Below are 16,612 nucleotides of genomic sequence, written 5' to 3' on the forward strand. Positions count from 1 at the left end.
ACGATGCCCCCACCCTCAGCAAAGCCCCCATCGGCTACCAACCCCGCCTTGGCCCCACTCTTGCTATGTCTTCTCCCACTGATGGCCGTGCCGCCCCGAGTTTGCTGTCTTAAGCTGCCCCGACAGGGGCTAAACAGGGGGGCGCGGCCGGGAGAACTGTCGCACCGGGAGCCAACGATGACCTCTTCCCCCCATACCGAGCAGCGCTGGCTGCGCCCCCTTATCACCCTGCACCAGAGCCGGGTTGGCCGCTGGCAGAGCCTGCGCCCCGAGCTCGACGGCGTGCTGCCGGCCGGCGAGGAGCCGGGGGCCCTGCCGCTGACCCTCTATCGCGACGAGCGCAGCGACTACCGCTTTAACTTAAGCGCCGATGCCCCGCGCCTGTTTCTGATCGCCAGCGGCCCCGCCGAGGCCCTGCGCCCGGATTTTCTGACCTTGAGCCAGACCCTGGCCGCCGCCTATATGGACGGGGAGCGCACCGTCCTCTCCTGCCCGCTGCCAGAGGCGCTGCAGGCCTGGTGCGAGGCCTTTATCGGTCGCCATGGTGAGCTTATCGAGCGCCGCGGCAAGGGCAAGAAGGGCAAGGGACGCGCCCGCGAGACGGTGGGGCCGGATGCGTGCACCCTGCACGGGGATCCGCTGGAAGGGGCGCAGCCATGAGCGAGTTTCTGCGCCGCTGGTCGAGCCGCAAGTTGGCCCAAGAGGAGTCTTCGCCGGAAGGCGAAATGCTCCCGGAGGTTACCGACCCCGCCGGCGGCGACCAGCCCGAGCCCTGTCAGGAGGCGGACGGGCCTGCGGCGGACACCGGTTCCCGGGCCTCGCCCCTGCCGGACAGAGAGACCCTGCGCGCCCTGTTTCGCACCCAGCAGCCCGATGGGCTCGACGACTACACCCAGGATTTTACCCGCCCCGAGCTGCTCTCCCCGGAACTGGTGGCGACCCTGCGCGGCTGGGCGGGGGATCTCTTAACCCGTGAAGAGGATAGGGACATTTTGGCAGGCGAGGTGGGACAAATTGTCCCTGCGGTAGAGGGTGAGGAGCCACCGGCCGGATCCTGACTCCCTTGGGGGGAGTTTTACTCCCGCCCTCCTGGCCGACTTATTGCTATTTCATCCCCCCATAAGCAACCGGGCCCATGCAGTCCGGCTGCAACGAGGAAACACTGTGAGCGTCGAACAACACAATATGAGTGCGCGGGGCGAGGCCCTGCGTCAGACCGGCCGGGCCGACAGCCTGCTGCCGGTCAGCGTGACCTACGAGAGCCGGGGCCGGCTGCTGCTGATTGGCCCCGAGGACAGGGTACGCCGGGCGGCGGCCCTGGCGGCCCCCGAGCTTCACCTCACCCTGGCGGTGAGCGAGCAGCCCAGCGACAGCCAGGCCCGGGATCTGGAGGCCATCTTCAACGCCACCGCAGCCCTTGAGAGCCTCACGGTGCGCGATGCTGCCCTCGAGGGCTATCTTGGCCACTTCTCATTGCGCGTGCGAAGCCAGGGAGGGGAGAGCCTTCTGCTCGAGCGTCTCTGCCATGGTCCCCAGGGGCACTTCGATCTGGTGCTCGATCTGGGACTGCGCCCCCTCATCGCCCTCGAGCGTCCCCCCTTCGGCTATCGCCATCTGGCCGATGACGAGGCGCTGGCCGAGGCGATGGAGGCGCTGGCGGGAATGATTGGCCTCTTCGACAAGCCCCGCTACTTCACCCTGGATAGCGAGGCGTGCGCCTTTACCGCCCGTGGCGTGCCCGGCTGCAGTCGCTGTCTGGATCGCTGCGCCAGCGATGCCATCAGGGTCGAGGCGGGGCAGGTGCGTATCGATCCCTTCCTCTGTCAGGGGCTTGGCAGCTGTGCCAGCGCCTGTCCTACCGGCGCCATCCACTATCGGGAGCCCGAACCCGAGGTGCTCGAGGATTACCTCTGGCGCCTGCTCGAGCGCTACCGGGCGGCCGGGGGCCATCACCCCTCCTTGCTGATCGTCGCACACGAAACGCCCCTGGCCCTCGAGCAGCTGCCCGGCCACTGGCTTCCCCTCTCGGTCGACGAGGTGGGGTCGGTCGGGGTCGAGAGCTGGTTGCTGGCCCTGGCGGCCGGCGCCGGTCAGGTGCGCATCCTCACCACCGGGTGCGGCCCCACGGTGCGCCAGACCCTGGAGCAGGAGGTGGCCCAGGCCCAATTCCTGCTCGGCGGCGCCGGCCTGCCCCGGGATGCCATCGCTCTGTGGGATGGAGAGAGTCCGCTGCCGGCCCCGGTGGCGCGTCTGCCGTTGCTGGCTCGCCCGGTAAAGGGGGGCAAGCGCGAGCGCCTGTTCGCCGCCTTCGATGCCCTGCGTGGTGATGCCGGCACTGATCAGCCCATCCCCCTGCCCGCCGGCGCCCCCTACGGGGCCGTGGTGCTGGCCGAGGCCGACTGCACCCTCTGCATGGGGTGCGTGGCGGTCTGCCCCACCGGCGCCCTGCACAGCCCCGGGGATATGCCGGCGCTCCATTTTACCGAGCAATCCTGCGTGCAGTGCGGCCTGTGCGAGCGGGCCTGCCCGGAGCGGGTCATCGCGCTTTCGCCGCGCCTGCTGCCCGACACGCAGGCGCGCCGCAGCGCTCGCCAGCTCAAGGGGGAGGAGCCCGCCTGCTGCATTCGTTGTGGCAAGCCCTATGCGCCGGCCTCTCTGGTGCGACGCATTCGCGAGAAGCTGGCCGGTCACAGCCAGTTTCAGGGGGCGGCCTTCGATCGGCTATTGATGTGTGAGGATTGCCGGGTGCGCGATGTGTTCGAGCCCCTGGTGGCCAATCCGCTGGATCAGGTCAAGGTATAAGGGCGCACCATGAACGAAACCATACGCAGTGACATCTATGCCCTGCTCGCCAGCCTGTGGCGTGCCCCCCCGGCGGGGGAGCAGCTGCAGTGGCTGCGAACCCTGGAGGCGACGCCGGGCCCCCTGGCCCGTGGCCTCGGCCTGCTGCAACTGGCGGCGAGCAGCCGCAGCGAGCAGGAGCTGGCCGAGGAGTATCAGGATCTCTTCATTGGCCTGGGACGCGGCGAAATCGTGCCCTTTGCCTCCTGGTACCTCACCGGCTCTCTGATGGAGATGCCCCTTGCCGTGCTGCGCCGGGACTTGGCCCGCCTCGGCTTCGAGCGTCAGAGCGGGGTGTGCGAGCCCGAGGATCACCTGGCCGCCCTGTGCGAGGTGATGGCGATCCTCTGCGCCGAGGAGCACCCGGCCCGCAACCCCTTCTTCGAGCAGCACCTGGCCCCCTGGGTCGGCGCCTGCTGCCGGGATCAACAGAAGGCGGGCAGCGCCGCCTTCTACCGCAGCGTCGCGGCCCTGGCCGACGACTTCTTTACCCAGGAGATGGCCCTGCGTCTGCCCTTTGGGGCGCCGCGGGTCGACTTCTCAAGACAATAACGACACAGACGGAGAGTACAGCATGAGCGATGAGAAGCTGGAGAACCCCTCCCGTCGCCACCTGCTCAAGGGAGCGGGGGTGGCGGTGGTGGCCGGTGCCGTGATAGGGGCCGCGAGCCAGGCCGTGGCCGCGGACGGGGATGCCCCCGAGCAGGGCAATGGCTATCGCGAGAGCGATCATGTGAAGGCCTACTACCGCTCATTGCGCGGTACCGAGTGAGGAGTCGGGGACGATGAAACTGAAAAAACGCGATGCGCATCTTGCACCGGTGAACGGCCAGGGGATGACCCGCCGCGCCTTTATGGTCAACTCAGGCCTGGCGGCCGGCGGTGCCCTGGCGGCCGGCTGGCTGGCGCCGGGCATGATGCGCCGGGCCGAGGCCAAGGAGATCCCCTTTGCCGCCCCGGTCGAGGTGAAGCGCACCATCTGCTCCCACTGCTCGGTGGGCTGCGGCGTCTATGCCGAGGTGCAGGAGGGGGTGTGGACCGGTCAGGAGCCGGCCTTCGATCACCCCTTCAACCTGGGTGGTCACTGCGCCAAGGGGGCGGCCCTGCGCGAGCATGGCCACGGGGAGCGTCGCCTCAAGTACCCCATGAAGCTGGTGGGCGGCAAGTGGCAGCGCATCAGCTGGGATCAGGCCATCGAAGAGGTGGGCAATGAGGTGCTGCGCCTTCGCAAGGAGTCCGGCCCCGACAGCGTCTACTGGCTCGGCTCTGCCAAGCACTCCAACGAGCAGGCCTACCTGTTTCGCAAGATGGCCTCCCTGTGGGGCACCAACAACGTGGATCACCAGGCGCGGATCTGCCACTCCACCACGGTCGCAGGGGTCGCCAACACCTGGGGCTACGGGGCCATGACCAACAGCCTGAACGACATGCACAACAGCAAGTCAATCATGTTTATCGGCTCCAACCCGGCCGAGGCCCACCCGGTCGCCATGCAGCACATCCTGCTGGCGAAAGAGCGCAACGGCTGCAAGATCCTGGTGGTGGATCCGCGCCGTACCCGCACCGCCGCCAAGGCGGACATGTACCTCTCCCTGCGCCCGGGCACCGACGTCGCCTTTATCTGGGGGCTGCTCTGGCACATCTTCCAAAACGGTTGGGAAGACAAGGAGTTCATCCGCACCCGGGTGTTTGGCCTGGACGAGGTGAAAAAAGAGGTGGCACGCTGGACCCCGGCGGAAGTGGAGCGGGTGACCGGTCTGAACGAACAAGAGGTCCGCGGCGCCGCCAAGCTGCTCTCCGATAACCGCCCCGGCTGCGTGGTCTGGTGCATGGGTGGCACCCAGCACACTACCGGCAACAACAATACCCGCGCCTACTGCATCCTCGAGCTGGCCCTTGGCAACGTGGGCAAGAGCGGCGGTGGCACCAACATCTTCCGTGGCCACGACAACGTGCAGGGGGCCACCGACTTTGGCGTCACCTCCGACACCCTGCCCGGCTACTACGGGCTGGAAGAGGGGGCCTGGAAGCACTGGGCCAAGGTGTGGGATCTTGACTACGAGTGGATCAAGGGCCGCTTCGACAACAAGGCCTATAACGGCAAGTTCCCCATGAACAGCAACGGCATCCCGGTCTCCCGCTGGGTGGACGGGGTGTTGGAGAAGGTCGATCTCATCGAGCAGGGCACCAACATTCGCGCCATGTTCTACTGGGGTCACGCGGTCAACTCCCAGACCCGCGGCCCCGAGATGAAGAAGGCGATGCAAAAGCTCGACATGATGGTGATCGTTGACCCGTACCCCACCGTCGCCGCCGTGATGAACGATCGCACCGACGGCGTCTATCTCCTGCCGGCCACCACCCAGTTCGAGACCTATGGCTCGGTGACGGCCACCAACCGCTCCATGCAGTGGCGCGACAAGGTGGTCGAGCCCCTGTTCGAGTCCAAGGTCGATCACGAGATCATGTATCTCTTGAGCAAGAAGCTGGGTTTTGCCGATCAGCTCTTCAAGCACATCAAGGTCGAGCACAACCAGCCCCTGCTCGAGGACGTGGTGCGCGAGTATAACCGCGGCATGTGGACCATCGGTTACACCGGCCAGAGCCCGGAGCGCCTCAAGGCGCACCAGCAGAGCTGGCACACCTTCAACAAGACCAGCCTCAAGGCCGAAGGGGGCGCCGTGAGCGGCGAGATCTACGGCTTGCCCTGGCCCTGCTGGGGCACCCCCGAGATGAAACACCCGGGCAGCCACATCCTCTACGACACCAGCATCCCGGTGTCGGAAGGGGGCGGCGGTTTTCGTCCGCGCTTCGGGGTCGAGTACCAGGGGGTCTCCCTGCTGGCCGAGGACTCCTGGCCCAAGGGCAGCGAGATTCAGGATGGTTATCCCGAGATCACCGCGGATCTGCTCAAACAGCTTGGCTGGTGGGATGAGCTGACTGAGGCCGAGAAGCTGGCGGCCGAGGGCAAGAACTGGAAGACCGACCTCTCCGGCGGGATCCAGCGGGTCGCCATCAAGCACGGCTATACCCCCTATGGCAACGGCAAGGCGCGCTGCCTGGTGTGGACCTTCCCGGATCAGGTGCCCAAGCACCGTGAGCCCCTCTACACCCCGCGCCGGGATCTGCTGGCCGACTACGCCACCTGGCCCGATGCCAAGAGCCTGTGGCGCCTGCCGACCCAGTACGCCTCGGTGCAGGAGAAAGACGTCAGCAAGGAGTTTCCCATCATCCTCACCTCGGGCCGTCTGGTCGAATACGAGGGAGGGGGCGACGAGACCCGCTCCAACCCCTGGCTCGCCGAGCTGCAGCAGGAGATGTTCGTCGAGATGAACCCGGTGGACGCCAACGACGTGGGCGTGCGCGACGGCCAGGATGTGTGGGTCGAGGGGCCGGAGGGGGGCCGGGTCAAGGTGAAAGCCCTGGTGACGCCGAGGGTCAAGGCGGGGCTCGCCTTTATGCCATTCCACTTCGGTGGTCACTTCGAGGGTCAGGATCTGAGATCCAAATACCCGCAAGGGTCTGACCCCTATGTGCTGGGTGAGTCGGTCAACATCGTCACCACCTATGGCTATGACCCGGTTACCCAGATGCAGGAGACCAAGGTCACCCTGTGCCGTTTTCGTAAAGTAGGAGCCTGACCCCATGGCCAGAATGAAGTTTTTGTGTGACACCAAGCGCTGCATCGAGTGCAACGGCTGTGTGACCGCGTGCAAGAACGAGAACGACGATGCCCTGGAGTGGGGCATCCAGCGCCGCCGTGTGGTGACCCTCAATGACGGCCTGCCCGGCGAGACCTCCATCTCGGTGGCCTGCATGCACTGCACCGACGCCCCCTGCATGGCGGTCTGTCCGGCCGACTGCTTCTATCACACCGACGACGGCATAGTGCTGCACAACAAGGATCTCTGCATCGGCTGCGGCTACTGCCTGTTTGCCTGTCCGTTCGGCGCCCCCCAGTTTCCCAAGCAGGGTGCCTTCGGCGAGCGCGGCAAGATGGACAAGTGCACCTTCTGCGCCGGCGGACCGGAGGAGGATCACAGCGAGGCGGAGCGCAAGAAGTATGGGGCCAACCGCATCGCCGAAGGCAAGCTGCCCATGTGTGCCGAGCTCTGCTCCACCAAGGCCTTGCTGGCCGGGGATGCGGCCATGATCTCCGACATCTTCCGGGAGCGGGTCGCTTATCGCGGTGCCAAAGAGGCCGCCTGGAGCAGCGGGGATGAGCTGTTCCACGACGCCAGCAAGGTGAGCAAGGGAGGGGCGGCATGAAAACCTGGCTAATGGCCCTGTTTGCTGCCCTGCTGATGGTGAGTACCGCAAGCGTTGCCGATGCCAGGAAGGAGGCCATCGGCTTTGCCGGGGCCGACTACTGGCGGGCGGTGAAGGACGGGCAGGAGGGGACCACCACCTCCCGCTCTCCCGAGCACGGGGTACTCATCTCGGTGCCGGGTCAGGTGTGGTTTGAGGTGAAGACCAAGTGGGTGTCGCCCCTCGGGGCCCTGGCCATCTTCGGCTCTCTGGGCATGTGCGGCCTCTTCTACCTGGTGGTGGGGCAGACCAGGCTCTCCAAGCCCAGAACCGGGCGCAAGCTCAAGCGCTGGAGCCGGATGGACAGGGCCCTGCACTGGACCACGGCGACCATGTTCCTGACCCTGGCAGGGTCCGGGCTTGCCATCATCTATGGCAAGTACTTCATCAAGCCGGTGGTGAGCATCGGTGTCTGGCAGAACTGGATCTGGTTTGCCAAGGTGTTTCACAACTATGTGGGGCCGCTTTTCTTCCTCTGTTTGCTCGGGGTGCTCATCAAGTGGTTTCGCCACAACATCGTCAACATGGTCGATGTGCAGTGGTTTATGAAATTTGGCGGCATGCTGGGCAAGCACAAGGGGAGTCACCCCTCGGCGGGCTTCTCCAACGGCGGTGAGAAGGCGATCTTCTGGCTGCTCATCTGGTTTGGCGGCATCGTGGTGGCGACCGGGCTGTTTCTGGACTTCCCCATCTTCGGCCAACTGCGCCGCCAGATGGAGTGGGCCAGCTTCATCCATATCGTCGGCGCCCTCATCCTCATCTGCGGCTTCATCTTCCATATCTACATGGGCCTGTTCCAGCTGGAAGGGGCGCTGGAGGGGATGGTGACCGGCGAGGTGGACGAGACCTGGGCCAAGGAGCACCACGATCTCTGGTATGAAGAGGTAAAACACACCCTGGAGCCCCCGGCGCCCAAGCGCTGACGGCAAGGGAAATACAGAGGGCGCCATCAGGCGCCCTCTCTCTTTGGTCGGGATCTCAAGGCTTGCTCTTGCGCTGTTGCTCCAGATAGAGGGTCTCGTACTTGTCCAGCAACTGCTCGACCCACTGGCTCATGCCGGGTGCCTGAAGCATGGGCTCGAGGCGCTCCAGGGTGGCCAGGTGGGGCGAACGGAGGGAGATGGAGATATAGAGCTCACTTCGTTGCAGGGGCCAGGGGAGATCGGCCAGACCGCTCTGGGGATAGTTCTCTCTGAGAAAGAGACGGCCGGCGGCGCGGCCATAGGGGACGAAGTCGACCCGCTCACTGGCCAGCAGGCCAAACATCTGCCTGAGGGTTCCGACCCTGTGGATCCGGGTGTGTGTCTCCAAAAAGGCATCGAGCTCACCCCCCAGGCTCACGCCGAGCATCATGGCGCCCCGTTGGTCGGTGAGATCCTCGCGTCCTTGCATGAGCCTGGGGGTGGGCTGGCGCACGAAGATGGCCATGTCGTTAAAGGCCATCGGGGTCTGGCTGAATTGTGAGTAGCCCTCGCGTTCCGGATTGCGCAGGGAGCAGATGTTGATGTCCACCTCACCGGAGGCCACCTTCTGCTGACAACGGGCCCAGGGCCCCACATAGGAGAGGTCGACACTAAAGCCGAGCCGCCGGTAGAGGGTGCTGACCACGTCGGCACAGACACCGATGATCTTGCCATCGCTTAACCAGTTCCAGGGCGGGTAGTCGTGATGACCACAGGCGGTGATGGTCGAGGTGGCCAGGGTGGCAGAGAGCCAAAGGGAGATCAGCATATCAGGTGTTCCAGCCAGGTTTTCTTGAGTTTAGGTGAGGGATCCCGATAGTTTGTGACAAAAAAATACCCTCGCCGGGGCGAGGGTAGGGTGTTTATTCAGGGGTGTGCAGCGCTTACTGGGCCTGCTTCTCCCGTTTCTCCGAGCTTCTCATGATGAGGCGGAAGAAGAGGGGGATGAAGAAGATGGCGATAAAGGTCGCCGCCAGCATGCCGCCGATGACCGGCCAGCCGAGGGCATGACGGCTCGCGGCGCCGGCACCACTGGAGGTGACCAGGGGCACACAGCCGAGGATAAACGCCAACGAGGTCATGACGATGGGACGGAAACGCAAACGCGCCGCCTCCAGGGCCGACTCGATGAGGGTCATCCCCTCTTCATGCTTCATCACCGCGAACTCCACGATCAGGATGGCGTTCTTGGCCGCCAGCCCCACCAGCGTCACCAGACCTATCTGGAAGTAGACGTTGTTGGTGAGCCCCACGGCCCAGGTGGCGAGCAGGGCGCCGAACAGGGCGAACGGCACGGCGGTGATCACCGCAAACGGCAGGCTCCAGCGCTCATACTGGGCGGCCAGGATGAGGAAGATCATCACGATACCGAAGCCAAACGCCATGGCAGCGCTGCCGGCGGCCGCCTTCTCCTGGTAGGCGGCGCCGGTCCACTCCAGCTTGGCGTCGTTACCGAGCGTCTTGGCGGCCACCTCTTCCAGGGCCTTGATCGCCTGGCCCGAGCTCACACCCGGGGCCGGCTGGGCCATGATCTTGGCGGCCGGGAAGATGTTGAAGCGCTCGACCAGCTCGGGGCCGGTGGCATCGCGCACCGTCACCAGGCTGGTGAGGGGGATCATCTCGCCGCTGTTCGAACGCACATAGACGTTACGGATGTCGCTCTTCTTGGCCCGGTAATCCGCCTCGGACTGCAACTGCACCCGGTAGGTACGGCCGAACTGGTTGAAGTCGTTGACATAGACCTGGCCGAAGGTGGCCTGCATGGTGTCGAACACGGCGTTGATGGGCAGCCCCAGCGCCTTGGCCTTCTCGCGGTCGAGATCCAGGAAGACCTGGGGCACGTTGGCGCGGAAGGTGGTGGTCACGCTGGCAAACTCGGGGCGATCCTTGGCGGCATCGAGGAAGCGCTGCACCTCACCCGCGAAGGCATGCACGTCGCCGGTTCCCCGGTTTTGCAAGTAACCCTCGAGGCCACCTGTGGTGGACATGCCGGTGATGGGCGGCGGGTTGAAGGTGGCGGTGAAGCCATCGGCCAGCCCCATCAGACTCATCCCCTGGAAGGTCTTGGCCAGGGAGAAGGAGTCTTGCCCTGCCCCCTGACGCTCGTTCCAGTCTTTGAGGGTGACGAAGGTGAGGCCGCGGTTGCTGATGATGGAGCCCGACAGGATGTCAAAACCCGAGAAGGTGATCACATCCTTCACGTTGGGGTTGGCCATGGCGATCTTGTCAAAATCGTTGGCCACCGCCTGGGTTCGGGTCAGGGCGGCCGCATCGGGCAGCATCACGGAGCCGATGAGGTAGCCCTGGTCTTCGTCGGGCACCAGGGCACCCGGCACCTTGTGGAACAGCACATAGCTGCAGCCGAGGATAATCGCGATGATGCCAAAGGCCACGCCGACGCGGCGATTGAGGAAGGCCACTCCGCGCACATAGCGGCGGGTGAGCTGATCAAAGGCGTTGTTGAACCAGACGAAGAAGCGGGCCGGCTGGTGATGACCCTCTTTGAGCAAGATGGCGCACAGGGCCGGTGACAGGGTCAGTGCCACCAGGCCGGAGATGGCCACCGACACGGCGATGGTGATGGCGAACTGCTTGTACATCACCCCGGTCATGCCGCCCATGAAGGCGACCGGCAGGAACACCGCCGAGAGCACCAGCACGATGGCGACCACGGGGCCCGAGACCTCCTGCATGGCGAGGATGGCGGCCTCCTTGGGAGAGCACTTCTTCTCGCTCATGATCCGCTCGACGTTCTCCAGCACCACGATGGCGTCATCGACCACGATACCGATGGCGAGCACCATGCCGAACAGGGTCAGCAGGTTGATGGAGAAGCCCAGCATCAGCATGCCGGCGAAGGTACCGATGAGCGACACCGGCACCGCGATACAGGGGATCAGGGTGGCGCGGAAGTTCTGCAGGAACAGATAGACCACCACGAACACCAGCACGATCGCCTCGAGCAGGGTGTGAACCACCTCCTCGATGGAGATCTTCACGAACTCTGTGGTGTCATAGGGGATCTGGTACTCCACATCCTGCGGGAAGCGTTGCTGCAGGCGCTCCATGGTCTCACGCACCTGATCGGCGACCGCGACCGCGTTGGCACCCGGTTGCAGATAGGTGGCGATACCGATGGCCGGCTTGCCGTTGGCACGGGCCAGTACGTCATAATCCTTGCCACCCAGCTCAACCCGGGCCACGTCCTTGACGCGAGTCTTGGAGCCATCCGGCATGGCGCGGATGATGATGTTCTCGAACTCCTTCACGTCATCCAGGCGTCCCTTGGTCTGCACCGTGTAGGTGAAGTCGGTGGGGGTGCTGGTGGGCTGGGAGCCGATCTTGCCCGCGGCGAACTGGGTGTTCTGCTCGCGGATGGCGCCGATCACATCGCTCGGGGTGAGCTGCAACTGGGCCAGTCGGTCCGGGCGCAGCCAGATCCGCATGGCGTAGTCGGTACCGCCGAACAGGGTGGTGTCGCCCACGCCGGGGATACGCTTGAGCTCGTCGATGATGTTGAGCAGGGCGTAGTTCGACAGATAGGTGGTATCAAACGAGCCGTTCGGAGATTGCAGCGTGACCACCTGCAGGATGGAGGTGGACTTCTTGCGCACCGTCACACCCTGTTTCTTCACCTCTTCGGGCAACTGGGCCATGGCGGCCGAGACCCGGTTGTTGACGTCGATGGTCGCCTGATCCGGGTCGACCCCGATGTCGAAGTAGACGTTGAGGTTCATCTGGCCGTTGGAGGCGGAGCCAGACTGCATGTAGATCATGTTCTCGACCCCGTTGACCTGCTGTTCAATGGGGGCGGCCACGGTCTGGGAGATCACCTCGGGGGTGGCGCCCGGGTAGAAGGCGGTCACCGAGACCACGGCCGGAGTGATCTGGGGGTACTGCTCTACCGGCAGTGAGCGCATCGCCGCCAACCCGCCCAGCACTATGATGATCGAGATCACGCTGGCGAAGATGGGGCGCTCTATAAAGAACTTGGAAAACATGGAGACTCCTTATTGAGCGGCGGCGTTACCGGCGGCGCCCTCGGTCATCTTGGCGTTGATCGCCTTCATCTGCTCGGCACTGACCGGCTTGACCACGGCACCGGGACGGGCCTTCATCAACCCCTCGACGATGAAGCGATCACCGGCCTGCAGGCCGCTGTCGATGATGATACCGCTGCTGATGGTCGGGCCCAGCTTGACCGGACGCGGGGTGACCTTGTCGTCGCCGTCGACCACCATCACCAGACGATCGGCCTGGGACTGGACGATGGCACGGGGCGGCACCACGATGGCGTTCTTGCGGGTGCCCAGATCGATGGTCAGACGCACAAACTGGCCGGGCAGCAGGGCGCCGTCCTTGTTGTCGAAGATGGCGCGGGCGCGGATGGTGCCGGTGGCCGGATCGACCCGGGTGTCGGAGAAGTTGAGCTTGCCTGCCTCCGGGTAGGTGCTGCCGTCGGCCAGCTGGATATGGGTGCGCCAGTCGGTGGCGCTCTTGGCTTCAATCTTGCCGCTCTTGACCGATTTCTCGAAGTTGAGGCGATCCTGCTCCGAGTAGGAGAAGTTGACGTAGAGGGGGTTGTACTGGGTGATGGTGGTGAGCAGGCTGCTGTCGCCGCTGGTGGAGAGCAGGCTCCCCTCGGACTGGGAGCTCTTGCTCGCCATGCCGTCGATGGGGGCGGTCACCTTGGTGTAACCCAGGTTGATGGCGGCCTCTTTCACCTTGGCCTCGGCGGACTGGTAGCTGGCCACGCTCGCCTCGTAGTTGGCGATGGCGTCGTCATAGTCCTTGCGGCTCACCACCTGCTTCTTGAACAGGGGGATGATGCGATCGCGGTCGGCACGCGCCTTGTTGAGGCGGGCACTCTCCTGGGCCAGTACCCCCTTGGCCTGCTCCAGGGCGACCTGATAGGGCTCGGGGTCAATCAGGAACAGCTCCTGTCCGGCACTGACCGGCTGCCCTTCCACATAGGTGCGCTTGAGCAGGATGCCACTGACTCGGGCACGCACCTCAATCTCACGGTAACCGGCGGTTTCCCCCACCATCTCGGTGGTGAGCGGGACATCCGTCGGGGTGGCGGTTTGCACGACCACGGGGACGGCGGGCATGACCTGGGCCTTCTGCTCTCCCTTATCCCCGCAACCCGCGAGCAGGGCACCGAGTGAGAGAGCCACCAGGCTCTTGATGAGATAATGCTCCCTGCGCACAGAACTGTTCATGTGACTACCTCTAATTGAAAAAAATGTCCCGGAGGGGACGGCAATCCGATCTTTTTTAGCTGTACCGATGCAACCAAAAGGACAAGCTGGATTCATTGTGACTTAATCGGGGATTAAGCCAAGGCTAAATATGGTATGGGTACAAACTGAACCGAACCTGTTCCACATTCAATCTCTGCACGGCATAACGTTTTCCTGGCGAGTGTGGTATATGTCACAGGTCCAAAAGCATCCTATTGATACGGATGCACAATATAGCGAGGAGTGAGTTCGAGTGATAGACAAACTGGCCTGGGTTTACCTCAAGGAGGGGCGGCTGCTCTGTGTACGTTCCCACAACAAATCGCTCTTCTACCTGCCGGGAGGAAAGCGCGATCCCGGTGAGAGCGATCAGGAGGCCCTCTGCCGTGAGGTGGATGAGGAGTTGAGCGTGGCCCTGGTGCCAAAGACCCTGGCTCCCGCCGGGCTATTTGAGGCCCAGGCCGATGGCAAGCCGGAGGGAACCCTGGTGCGCCTCACCTGCTATGGGGGCGACTACAGTGGCACCCTGGCGCCGGCGAGCGAAATTGCCGAGCTGGCCTGGCTCGGGTGGGATGATCTCCCTCGCTGCTCGGTGGCAGCGCGTCTGGTGATGGCGTCCCTCAAGGAGCAGGGGTTACTGGCCGATTGAGGCAAGAGAACAGGGCTCCCGGGAGCCCTGTGCCAGACAAGAGAGGGGAGCCTTGCTCCCCTCTTTGCATCACTGGGCCTTGAGGAAGTTGCGATAGAGCATATAGAGGTGGGCCGAGCTCCAGCCGAAGTTGGTCGCCCCCTGCATGGCACCGCTCACCGGGTTGTAGTTCTCCCGGATGGGGCCACTGCCCGAGAGACCGTCGGCGTTGGCAAAGAGCTTCTCCACCATGGCCTGGGCATCGCTGCGATAGCCGTAGTTCTCCAGCCCCTTGACCCCGAAGTAGAGCTGATCCAGCCAGACCCGGCCGCGCCAGTAGATGTCCGGATCATAGGCCGGGTTGGTGAGGGCCGCGGTACCCAGGGGGACCCTGGTGTTGAACTCGGCGGGATTGAGCATCACCTCGCGCACCCGGGCCGCCTTCTCCTTGTCGGCCACCTCGGCCCACAGGGGGCTCCACCCCTCGGGACCGCGACCGCGGGCGGTGAGTAGCTTGCCGTAGCAGCCGTTGGCATCCGGGGTGTCGCCGCGCTTGATCTGGCGATCGTAATAGAAGCCACTGTGCTCATCGAACAGGCACTGGTTGATATAGCCGGCCAGCTTGGTGGCGCCGTCGCGGTAGCGGCTCGCCTCCTCCGGTTTGCCCAGCAGGTCGGCCATGTCGGCGAGGATGCGTTTCTCCTTGGCGAGGTAGGCGTTGAGCTCGACCGACTCCTGATCGATGGAGAAGCCGACCAGCTCCCCGTTCCCCTCGTCGTGGTTTTCGAAGAAGAAGACGTTCCAGTCCTGGCGCGCCTTGTTGAGATCGCCCCCATAAGTGGCGTCGGCGTAGCGCTGCAACTGATCGGGGTTGATAAAGCCGAAGCGGGCGGCGTTATCCATCCCCGACTCCCAGCCGGCCCCGTGCTGGGCACCGATATCCATGTCGTCATATCCCCCCTTGGCCAGCACCTGCTGGTAGAGCCCCATGCCGGCACAGGCATACCAGTTCTCTTGCTCGGCGCGGCAGCTCGAGAGATCCAGCCCGGCCGGCACACCGGCGTTGTACTGCACCTTGAAGGTGATATTGCCCTGCTCGTCGTTGTGCTCCACATGGCGGGTGGCGCCGTACTCTATGATGCCGTTGCGGTTGTTGTCCCGGGCCCGGTACCACCAGTCGTGATAGGCCTGGATCTTCGGATACATCTCGGCGATGAAGGCGCGATCCTTGGTCGCGCTGTAGATCTCCCAGATGGCCCAGGCGGAGAGGGGGGGCTTGGTATCCCGCTCGTTCCAGTTGCCGCCGTCGCCGCCCCGATCCGCCTGCTTGTTGAAGAAGACGGCGTCGATCACCATGCCGGCATCCTGGGGGCGAACCGGGTCGTCGGCCTGTACCTGGTAGTCGTACATGGCGCGCACGTTCTCCTTGGCCACCGCCGGGTTGAAGTGGGCCATGGCGTAGGCGTGTTTCCAGCTGTCCCAGGCCCAGACCCCATCGAACCAGCGGGCCGTGTTGGAGGGGGTCACCCCGTCGTGGCGCAGGGCCCCGGCCGGTGAGCGCCAGTTACCGTTGAGGGTCTCTATCGCCTTCACCGCGATGCGGCGCTCTCGCTCTGAAATGCCCGGGTTGCTCAGACCGCGCTCGAGGTAATCCTCCCAGCGACGGATGCTCGCGTCGAAGTAGTGCCCGGGATTGGCCAGGATGGCCTGACGCTCGGCTTGGTGGCGCTGCTCATCGTCGGCGCTGTGGAAATAGCTCTGCAGGGTGAAGATATCCCGGGTCGCGCCGGCGGCCAGGGTGAGGGGGGCCTCACTTTGGTAGCCAAGATGGGTCTCATCGAGGGTGCCCTGGGTGGCGATGGAGCGATCGATGCGATAGAGGGCCGAACCGCTTTGCATGATGTTCCAGGTGCTGCGCAGCTTGCCAAAATGGAAGGCGATCTCCCCTTGTGGGCCCTGGGTGACAGAGCGGGTCCAGTTGGGATATTTGCTGGCCACCGTCTCTTTCGCATCCCACTGGTTGAGCAGCTCCCCTTGCCAGGCGAGGGTGAGGGGTTGATCGCTGCCGAGCTTGTTGATGAGACGGGTGCGCACCAGTGCGGTCCGCTCCCCGGCGTAGCGCAGGGTCAGCTCCAGGGTCAGGGTGTCGAACTCGAAGCGTTGCACCAGGGCGCCGGGGAGGGCGTAGATCTCGTGCGTTGCCGCGCTCTCCAGCGGCAGCGCTCTCCCTTGGCCATCACGCAGTTGCAGGCGCTCGAGGGCGCTGGCGAAGAAGAGGCTGTACTCCTCGCTGATCACCATGGGGCCGGTGAAGCCGCCCCACTCTTGCGGGCTGCCGGGTAACAGGAAGCCGTGCCAGGCACCCAAGTCGAGCATGGGGTTGTACTTGAGGTTGGAGTAGCTGTCGAAGTCTCGGAAAGAGGCGGGGGTGCCCAGGCGGTCGATGACGTTCTTGTACTGCAGGGCCTGGGTTGGGGTGGCGACCTCCGGAGCCCGGGAGTCGTTCTCGCTGTTGCAGGCGATCAGGCCAAAGAGGGATATCGCCACCGTAGTGGCCAAGAGCGTTTTCCTAAACATGATGCTACTCCGAGGGTTGGTTTTAGTTCTTTCTTGCCTTGTTTTACTAAAAG

The 16,612-nt window shown here is 64.3% G+C and carries 13 protein-coding genes; 9 read left to right on the plus strand and 4 right to left on the minus strand.

The genetic code is table 11. The annotated features are described in order from the left end of the window. Positions 1-177: 177 nt before the first annotated feature. The 8 genes from BN1133_RS00460 to BN1133_RS00495 all read left to right on the plus strand — a co-directional run bounded on the left by BN1133_RS00460 (position 178) and on the right by BN1133_RS00495 (position 8,072). Positions 178-660 (plus strand): DUF3305 domain-containing protein, encoded by a 483-nt coding sequence (locus tag BN1133_RS00460; protein WP_050664604.1) that lies wholly within the window; start codon positions 178-180, stop codon positions 658-660. Next, positions 657-1,058, plus strand: a complete 402-nt coding sequence (locus BN1133_RS00465; RefSeq protein ID WP_050664605.1) for a hypothetical protein — start codon at positions 657-659, stop codon at positions 1,056-1,058. The genes BN1133_RS00460 and BN1133_RS00465 overlap by 4 nt, the downstream gene beginning before the upstream one ends. Before the next feature lie 127 nt (positions 1,059-1,185). Continuing rightward, a complete protein-coding gene (locus BN1133_RS00470; RefSeq protein ID WP_050664606.1) occupies positions 1,186-2,802 on the plus strand; it encodes a 4Fe-4S binding protein in 1,617 nt (538 codons plus the stop codon). A 9-nt stretch (positions 2,803-2,811) separates the two neighbouring features. Continuing rightward, positions 2,812-3,393, plus strand: coding sequence for a TorD/DmsD family molecular chaperone (locus tag BN1133_RS00475; RefSeq protein ID WP_050664607.1), 582 nt, complete (start codon positions 2,812-2,814; stop codon positions 3,391-3,393). Between the two features lie 22 nt (positions 3,394-3,415). Beyond that, on the plus strand, positions 3,416-3,613 hold the full coding sequence (locus BN1133_RS00480) for a twin-arginine translocation signal domain-containing protein (RefSeq protein ID WP_050664608.1): 198 nt from the start codon (positions 3,416-3,418) through the stop codon (positions 3,611-3,613). A 13-nt stretch (positions 3,614-3,626) separates the two neighbouring features. Beyond that, positions 3,627-6,482, plus strand: a complete 2,856-nt coding sequence (locus BN1133_RS00485; protein WP_050664609.1) for a formate dehydrogenase subunit alpha — start codon at positions 3,627-3,629, stop codon at positions 6,480-6,482. 4 nt (positions 6,483-6,486) lie between these two features. After that, entirely contained in the window at positions 6,487-7,110 is a 624-nt protein-coding gene (gene fdh3B, locus BN1133_RS00490) for a formate dehydrogenase FDH3 subunit beta (RefSeq protein ID WP_050664610.1), read from the plus strand. After that, the gene (locus BN1133_RS00495; protein WP_050664611.1) at positions 7,107-8,072 is read left to right on the plus strand and encodes a formate dehydrogenase subunit gamma; all 966 of its coding nucleotides are present in this window, start codon (positions 7,107-7,109) and stop codon (positions 8,070-8,072) included. The genes fdh3B and BN1133_RS00495 overlap by 4 nt, the downstream gene beginning before the upstream one ends. A gap of 55 nt (positions 8,073-8,127) precedes the next feature. Here the strand turns inward: BN1133_RS00495 and BN1133_RS00500 are convergent, their stop codons facing one another. The 3 genes from BN1133_RS00500 to BN1133_RS00510 form a co-directional block, all read right to left on the minus strand. Further along, entirely contained in the window at positions 8,128-8,880 is a 753-nt protein-coding gene (locus BN1133_RS00500; RefSeq protein WP_050664612.1) for a substrate-binding periplasmic protein, read from the minus strand. A gap of 115 nt (positions 8,881-8,995) precedes the next feature. After that, on the minus strand, positions 8,996-12,112 hold the full coding sequence (locus tag BN1133_RS00505) for an efflux RND transporter permease subunit (RefSeq protein WP_050664613.1): 3,117 nt from the start codon (positions 12,110-12,112) through the stop codon (positions 8,996-8,998). A 9-nt stretch (positions 12,113-12,121) separates the two neighbouring features. Next, entirely contained in the window at positions 12,122-13,333 is a 1,212-nt protein-coding gene (locus BN1133_RS00510) for an efflux RND transporter periplasmic adaptor subunit (RefSeq protein WP_050664614.1), read from the minus strand. 274 nt (positions 13,334-13,607) lie between these two features. On the opposite strand from BN1133_RS00510, the gene BN1133_RS00515 reads away from it, so the two are divergent. Then, on the plus strand, positions 13,608-14,003 hold the full coding sequence (locus BN1133_RS00515) for an NUDIX hydrolase (protein WP_050664615.1): 396 nt from the start codon (positions 13,608-13,610) through the stop codon (positions 14,001-14,003). Between the two features lie 69 nt (positions 14,004-14,072). On the opposite strand, the gene ygjK is transcribed toward BN1133_RS00515, so the two are convergent. After that, positions 14,073-16,559 (minus strand): alpha-glucosidase, encoded by a 2,487-nt coding sequence (gene ygjK / locus BN1133_RS00520; protein ID WP_050664616.1) that lies wholly within the window; start codon positions 16,557-16,559, stop codon positions 14,073-14,075. Positions 16,560-16,612: the final 53 nt, after the last annotated feature.

Origin of the sequence: Aeromonas schubertii, from assembly GCF_000820105.1 — a bacterium.
Taxonomy (GTDB): Bacteria; Pseudomonadota; Gammaproteobacteria; order Enterobacterales; family Aeromonadaceae; genus Aeromonas; species Aeromonas schubertii.